Source organism: Streptomyces sp. NPDC058045 (genome assembly GCF_042885635.1).
Classification (GTDB): Bacteria; Actinomycetota; Actinomycetes; order Streptomycetales; family Streptomycetaceae; genus Streptomyces.
The window spans coordinates 1-6,806 of the sequence record NZ_JBHVRR010000103.1 but is presented as its reverse complement, the minus strand read 5'-3'; the positions used below and the strand labels follow the sequence as shown (position 1 = coordinate 6,806).

At 69.9% G+C, this 6,806-nt stretch carries 8 protein-coding genes; 7 read left to right on the top strand and 1 reads right to left on the bottom strand.

The window, feature by feature from the left end:
* The first annotated feature begins 539 nt into the window (after positions 1 to 539).
* A complete protein-coding gene (locus tag ACFVST_RS29090) occupies positions 540 to 1,736 on the top strand; it encodes an MFS transporter (protein ID WP_390156591.1) in 1,197 nt (398 codons plus the stop codon).
* Positions 1,737 to 1,962: 226 nt separating this feature from the next.
* Here the strand turns inward: ACFVST_RS29090 and ACFVST_RS29085 are convergent, their stop codons facing one another.
* A complete protein-coding gene (locus tag ACFVST_RS29085; RefSeq protein ID WP_390156590.1) occupies positions 1,963 to 2,424 on the bottom strand; it encodes a PH domain-containing protein in 462 nt (153 codons plus the stop codon).
* A 740-nt stretch (positions 2,425 to 3,164) separates the two neighbouring features.
* Between ACFVST_RS29085 and ACFVST_RS29080 the strand changes: the two genes are divergently transcribed.
* From ACFVST_RS29080 to ACFVST_RS29055, 6 genes are all read left to right on the top strand, one after another.
* Positions 3,165 to 3,338 (top strand): hypothetical protein, encoded by a 174-nt coding sequence (locus ACFVST_RS29080; protein ID WP_390156589.1) that lies wholly within the window; start codon positions 3,165 to 3,167, stop codon positions 3,336 to 3,338.
* Between the two features lie 71 nt (positions 3,339 to 3,409).
* Positions 3,410 to 3,553 (top strand): hypothetical protein, encoded by a 144-nt coding sequence (locus ACFVST_RS29075; protein WP_390156588.1) that lies wholly within the window; start codon positions 3,410 to 3,412, stop codon positions 3,551 to 3,553.
* On the top strand, positions 3,550 to 3,870 hold the full coding sequence (locus tag ACFVST_RS29070) for an acyl carrier protein (protein ID WP_390156587.1): 321 nt from the start codon (positions 3,550 to 3,552) through the stop codon (positions 3,868 to 3,870). The genes ACFVST_RS29075 and ACFVST_RS29070 overlap by 4 nt, the downstream gene beginning before the upstream one ends.
* A complete protein-coding gene (locus tag ACFVST_RS29065) occupies positions 3,854 to 5,050 on the top strand; it encodes an acyl-CoA dehydrogenase family protein (RefSeq protein WP_390156586.1) in 1,197 nt (398 codons plus the stop codon). Before ACFVST_RS29070 ends, ACFVST_RS29065 begins: the two co-directional genes overlap by 17 nt.
* Positions 5,051 to 5,071: 21 nt before the next feature.
* On the top strand, positions 5,072 to 5,392 hold the full coding sequence (locus tag ACFVST_RS29060) for a hypothetical protein (RefSeq protein ID WP_390156585.1): 321 nt from the start codon (positions 5,072 to 5,074) through the stop codon (positions 5,390 to 5,392).
* A 126-nt stretch (positions 5,393 to 5,518) separates the two neighbouring features.
* A complete protein-coding gene (locus ACFVST_RS29055) occupies positions 5,519 to 6,640 on the top strand; it encodes an amidohydrolase family protein (RefSeq protein WP_390156584.1) in 1,122 nt (373 codons plus the stop codon).
* Positions 6,641 to 6,806: the final 166 nt, after the last annotated feature.

Below are 6,806 nucleotides of genomic sequence, written 5' to 3'. Positions count from 1 at the left end.
ATAATGACACCGCCCTTATCGGGGGTGGTTTTTGCCCCGGCCGTGGGGGCCCCCCCCCCCCCCCCCCCGCGCGGGCCGGCGGCCCTGTGCGTGACCTGGGGCGAGTGGCCTGGAAGAGGGCCTTCGCCCAGCTTCCGGGGTGTGGGCGGTGAGGTCGGCGCTCTGGCAACGTACTGCCGCAGCAGGCCGTTCGCCCCCTCGTTTCGACCGGAACCGTCTTCGGGAACCTGCGAGCAGTACGCCGTCGCGTACTAGGCTGACATCGCCGCCTGGCATCGCCAAGTCACGCCGAAGCACACTGACTTCGCCGAAGACTTCCGCTACGCCGTGCCTCAGCGCCTGGACGGAGACTTCCGTCTGTTGAGTCAGCGCGTCAGCCCGCACTGACTCGACAACGACCGGTCAACTAACCAGTGAGGCAGCGCACTTGAGCCCGGGAGGGGGAACAGCGGGTCAGCGCTGACCTGACACCAGCTCATCGTCCCGCCTCCCGGAAAAAGCAGTAACGCTGCGCCGCACCACATGGGGACACTCCCCGGATGCGTACGTATCAAGAACTCTTCCGCACACCGGAGTTCACACCCCTCTTCCTCGCGTCCGCCGCTCAGACCACGGCACAGACGGTGAGTGGGCTGGCGCTCGGCATCCTGGTGTTCGGACAGACCGGGTCGCCGCTGCTGTCCTCACTCGCCATGTTCGGGCCCGCCCTCGCCCAGGTCGTCGGGGCAAGCACCCTGCTGTCGGGCGCGGACCGGTTACCGCCGCGCGCCGCGACGACCGGTCTGGCGCTGCTCTTCGCCCTCGGCACCGCAGCCCAGGCCGCCCCCGGCCTGCCGATATGGGCCCTGTTCCTGATGCTCCTGTGCCTCGGCGTGCTGGGATCCCTGAACGGAGGGGTGCGCTACGGACTGCTCAACGAGGTTCTCGTACACGGGAGTTACCTCCTCGGGCGCTCGCTCTTCAACCTGTCCACGGGCGTCATCCAGATCTGCGGCTTCGCCGTCGGCGGCGTCCTGGTGGCCGCGTTCTCGCCCCGCGGCATCCTTCTGCTGAGCGCCGCGGTGTATCTGCTCGCCGCCCTGATCTCCCGTTTCGGACTGGCGCGGCGGCCACCCCGCGCCGTCGGCCGCCCGTCGATCGCCGACACCTGGCGCGACAACGCCCGCCTGTGGTCGGCACCACCCCGCCGCTCTGTCTATCTCGCCCTGTGGGTGCCCAACGGCCTGATCGTCGGCGTCGAGTCGCTCTACATTCCCTACACCCCTCGGTACGCGGGTCTTCTCTTCTCGGTCGGTGCACTCGGCATGTTGATCGGCGACATCGTCGCCGCCCGCTTCCTGCCCGCACACCTGCGGGAGCGACTCGTCGTACCGCTCTGCCTGCTGCTCGCGGCCCCCTACCTGGTGTTCGCCATCACCCCCGCGCTACCGATCGCCGTAGCGGCCGTCCTCCTCGCCACCCTCGGCTACTCGTCGAGCCTGCTGCTCCAGGACCGCCTGATGGCGCTGACCCCCGACGAACTCAGCGGCCACGCCCTGGGCCTGCACACATCCGGAATGCTCGCCCTCCAGGGCCTGGGAGCCGCACTCGCCGGCACACTCGCCGAGGCCACCACCCCCGCCACGAGCATGGCCGCGATCGCAGCGCTCTCCCTGACGGTCACCTTTGCCCTGACCCCAGGGCTCCGCGCCCGCCACCCTGAATCCGGCGAGATCCCCAAGACCGCCCAGGGGTAAGCGACTTCGCGGGGCGGTTGTCCGGCATGAAAGACAGAGGGCGCCGGAAATTTCCGCGCGCCGACCGGAGAAATATGTGCGTTCGATCTGCCGGGACCACGCAATACCGCACCGCGCGCTGGAAGATCAGGCCCCCATCTGCGGCGGTGAACTGGCCCAGAGCGTGGGACCCGTGCCTCCTTCGTCATACCCGTCACGCTTGGCGAGAAGACCTGCACATTCACCGTCACGGTCTGGTCGCTTCCTTCCACTGGTGTGTGATCTTCTCCAGTACGGCCTCGAAGGACGGATCGCGCCCGACATCGGAGGTCATGGGAGCTGGAAGGCGAAACGAACTACCATCGTGGCGACTGATGCGGATCCAATAGTCATAAATTCCGTGGTATCCGCCCTTTTTTTCTACCTCGATCTCCGAAATCTCATGCCAGGCAGCGGCGGAGCGACCAAGCAGCCTCCGCGTCTGGATTCCGTGCGCGTCTACGATCGTGCGCCCAAGCGCCATGCCGGCCAGCCACGGGGCTGCCGGAATCCCCATCAGGCCGAATACCGAGAGGAACGCGCCGAAGTTGGTCTCTCGTGCCCAGCCTGTTGCCAGGGAAACGATGGAATAGGCAGACAACACAACCGCGACCGCAAACCACGACCACCAGGTGCTCCGCTGAGCGGGTATGTACTCGACTCTCTGCACGATTTCACCTTATAGGCCAATGCTGTTGCGTTCAGGGCCCTTGCGTGATCTCGATCTGTCCGGTTGACGGCGGCCAACAGTGACAGACGAGCAACCGCCGCCCCCAGTGAAACTCCAGGTCAGAGGCCCCTGACCGCACGGGTTTCCGCCCAGGGGTGGCGACAGGGTCTTTGCGTGTAGGTGGTCTGTCCGGTTGATCCGCGGTGACCGACCCGGGGCGGGCGGTGGGCGGGAAGCGGCCGGTGTGGGCGTACGCGCGTGTGCCGGTGGGTGGCAACCGCGACCCGCTGGACATGATCCGGCGGGAGGCGGGTCGAGCAGTACGCGCCCGGCTTCAGCGATGCGATCGTCGCCGGGCGCGGCGTGCCCGCGGCCGAGTTGGCGGACCGCAACCCCAACTGTGGGCGGCGACATCGGCGCGGGTGCGATGACGCTCACCCGGCGCTGCTGCCTCCCGCGCCGCGCCGGAACCCGTACCGGACTCCGCTGGACGGTGTCTGTCGCTGCTCGGCCTCCACTCCCCCGGGAGCCGGTGTGCACGGCAAGTCCGGCTGTCTGGCGGCCTGTTCGGCGCTGTGGGAGCACTTCCGGTGCGCCCCGCCGCCGCTGGGCACGGGGAAGTTCGGTTCACGGTATCCGTCCAGGGCTACCGAGGATCTGAGAGGGGGAGAGTCCGCTGCCCAGGAGCCGCCCGGGACCACAGCGGGCGGTGAACGCACCACAGCGGAAGGAGCACCGGTATGGCCGGCATCGACCGGAGCGAACTCGACGAGGTTCTGGCGACGACGTTCAAGGAGCTCAGGACTGCCGTCGTCAACTACAACAAGGACTCCATCGCGCTCTACAGCCAGGCCCTGTGCGCGCTGGTCGAGTTGAAGCGGGAGCTCGGCACCGAGGACGGCACGGGCACCTGACGCCGGGCGACGTCGGGACCGGGGTGAGGACGGGGAAGAGTCGGAGGAGAGGCGTGTGAAGGAAGAGGCGTGTGACTGAACTAGCCATCGGCGGCGCGGGATTGGTACCGGGGCCGGCGCCTCTCGGGATTCGCAGTGCCGCCTGGTATCTGCTGCTGGTCGGGACGGAGCCGGACGCGTCCGGGCAGATCGCAGCACCGGAGGATGTGTCGTGAACGGAACCCCCGGCCGGCCCGGCCCCAGCCTCGCCCCCGAGGTGATCACCGAGCGGGTCCTCGCCTTCCTGACCGAGTCGCTGCGCACGGCCGTCGGGCCCGACGACGACTACTTCGAGTACTTCGAGCAGGGGCTGGCTGACTCGCTGTTCTCGCTGGAGCTGGTGACCTTCGTGGAGCACAGCTTCGACCTCACCATCGAGGTCGAGGACCTGGACCTGGACAGCTTCCGCACCGCGCACCGGGTCACGGAGTTCGTCCTCCGCAAGACCGGTGCCGCGGCCGACCTCGGAGAGGCGCATGGCCGGGGAGCCTGATCTGGACGGCTACAGCGCCGAGGACGCCGCCCTGGTACGGGCCGCGGAGGACTTCGTACGGGCCTCGGGTGCGGCCGCGGCCGACTGGGACCGGGCCGGTGGGCTGCCCGCGGGGGTGGTCCGGCAGGTGGCCGCCGCCGGCCTGCTCGCCCCCGATCTGCCGGGTGCCTACGGCGGCCGGGGCATCGGTCCGGGCGCGGTCGGTGGGATCGCGGCGGCGCTGGGCGGGGTGTGCGGCTCGCTGCGGGGCCTGTTCACGGTGCAGGGCATGGTCGCGGCGGCCCTGGCCCGCTGGGGCACCAGGAAGCAACGGGCCGAGTGGCTGCCGTCGTTGGCGACCGGTGAGCTGCTCGCCGGGTTCGCCGCGACCGAGCCGGGCGCCGGTACCGCGCTGGGCGCCGTGCGGACCCGGATCGAACCGGCCGGCGCCCTCGATGTCACGGTCGACGGGCACAAGCGGTGGATCACCTTCGGGGCGGACGCCGATCTGCTGCTGGTCCTCGGCACCATGGGGGGCAAGCCGTCCGCGGTGCTGGTGGAGACGGACCGCCCCGGCGTCACCCGGGAGGAGGTGCACGGCCAACTCGGGCTGCGGGCGGCCCGTATCGCCCATGTGCGGCTGGACGGGGTGCGGGTGCCGCGGACCCATCTGGTGGCGCCGGCGGGGCTGGGCCTGTCGCATGTGGTGGGCACCGCGCTGGACCACGGGCGGTTCACGGTCGCCTGGGGCTGTGTGGGGATGGCGGAGGCCTGCGTGGAGGACGCCGCCGCACATGCCGCGAACCGCCGGCAGGGTGAACAGCTCCTGGGCGAGCAGCAGTTGGTCCGCTCGCTGCTCGCCACCTCGGCCGTGGCCGCCACCGGGGCGCGGGAACTCGCCCGCAGCGCGGCCCGCGCCAGGGCCCGGGGCTGGGGCCACGGCGTGCCGGAGACCCTCGTCGCCAAGTACGCGGCCGCCTCGGCCGCCGCGTCGGCGAGCCGGGACGCGGTGCAGATGCTGGGCTCGGCCGGGATCGAACCGGACAGCAGAGCGGGCCGCCACTTCCGGGACGCCAAGGTCATGGAGATCATCGAAGGAGCACAGCAGGTGCTGGAACTGCACATAGCCGAACGGCTGTTGCGCCGCTTCGCCACAGTGCCGGGGGCGGCGGCCGTGCGGACCGCGGAGCGGCCGTCGTGACATCCTGCGGGACCGGTGGTCGTGGAGGGCGACGACTACGAGCCGTTCCCCGCCGTGGTGGGCGCCCTGGAAGCGCTGGACCAGCGGGGCACCCTCCGTGCGGCCGCCAGCCGCGCCAAGATCGCCGGCACCGGCCAGCGCATCACCCACACCTGCGCCCGGGGGGTGACGGTGGCTGAGGTCCGCGACCAACTGCTCGCCGCCCCTCGTGCGGGCGCTGGGATCCCCGGTGATGCGCCCAAGTCAGGATTCGGCGGCACAGGGCGGGGCGGGATCCTCGCGGTGAAGGTCGAGCGTTGTCATCGGGGGGCGGTGACCGCTAGGTTCCTCACCGAAGATTGAGTGATCGTTCAGGTCTGACTGTCTGGGGGAGACGGTGGGGGAACCGGTACGCGTGTGCGGGCGAACCCCTCTCTTCCCCGGTGAGGTGTTTTTGTGACTGGTACCGGACAAACTGATCCACGCGGTATGAGGCGGCGCGGACTGCTCAAGGCGGCGCTGCCCCTGGGAGTCACCGCTGCGGCCCTCGGCACGGGGACGGCGAGCGCGGCCGACGGCGCCCCCGCGGGCGCTCCCGTACGCCGCGGCAGGGACCGCATCGATGTGCACTGCCATCTGATCCCGGACTTCTACCTCGACTCCCTGGCGGCGCACGGCATCACCGAGATCGGTGGTCTGCCGATCCCGGCGTGGAGCCCGGCCCTCGCGGTCGACTTCATGAACCGCTACGGCATCCAGACCCAGGTGGTCTCCGTCTCCGAGCCAGGTGTCACCTATCTGCCCTCCGCGACGGACCGGGTGGCCATGGCGCAGCGCCTGAACACCTACACGAGCCGGGATCTGATCCACACGAGGTCCGCACGCGTGAAGGGACGCTTCGGCGGATTCGCCGTACTGCCCCTGGGCCGCGCCGTCGACGAACAGGACGTCGCCCACGCCGTCACCGAGGCGAAGCGGGCCGTGCGGGACCTGAAGATGGACGGTGTGGGCCTCTTCAGCAGCTACGGCGGAAAGTACCTGGGCGACCCCCTGTTCGACCCGCTGCTGAAGCAACTCGACGAGCTGGGCGCCATGGTGTTCATCCACCCGGTGACCCCGCAGGGCCACCCGGACCTCGGACTGCCGCCGTTCCTCTACGAGTTCACCTTCGACACCACCCGCGCACTGGTCAACATGCTCTACAAGGACGTGTACCGGCGCTACCCGCGCATCCGGTGGCTCGCCGCCCACGCCGGCGGCACCCTGCCGTACATCTCCTACCGCGCGAGCCTCCTGGCCCCGCCTCCGGCGCAGCAGACCAAGGCCGCCGGGCCGCCCAACAGCAGCCCGTACTTCCGTGAGCTCTTCTACGACACCGCCATCTCCCCCACGCCCCAAACGATGAAGTCCGTACGGGAGTTGGCCGGGACCGAGCACATTCTCTTCGCCACCGACTGGCCGTTCGCGGGCTCTCTGTTCCCCGCGGACGGGGATCCGGCGCCGCAGTTGGACGAGACGTTCACACCGGCCGAGCGGCTGGCCGTCGAACGGTCCAACGCCCTGGCGCAGTTCCCCGCGCTGGCCGCCAGGATCGGAGCCGAGCCGGTCTGAGCCTGCGGGGGACGGTGCTGCCCCACCCCTTCAGTCGCCCCGAGCCCCGGGCCTTCATGTCCCCCGGCGCGGGGCCACGATAGCGGTTGGGGGGTGGGCGTCGCCTGTCTCTAATAAACAACTGACACAGCCGAACAATGTCCAAGTGTATAACAAAGTGGTAGCC

Excerpts from the sequence above, each read along its gene's own strand:
- ACFVST_RS29090 (WP_390156591.1), top strand. The coding sequence starts at position 540 with ATGCGTACGTATCAAGAACTCTTCCGCACACCGGAGTTCACACCCCTC.
- ACFVST_RS29080 (WP_390156589.1), top strand. The coding sequence starts at position 3,165 with ATGGCCGGCATCGACCGGAGCGAACTCGACGAGGTTCTGGCGACGACG.
- ACFVST_RS29065 (WP_390156586.1), top strand. The coding sequence starts at position 3,854 with ATGGCCGGGGAGCCTGATCTGGACGGCTACAGCGCCGAGGACGCCGCC.
- ACFVST_RS29055 (WP_390156584.1), top strand. The coding sequence starts at position 5,519 with ATGAGGCGGCGCGGACTGCTCAAGGCGGCGCTGCCCCTGGGAGTCACC.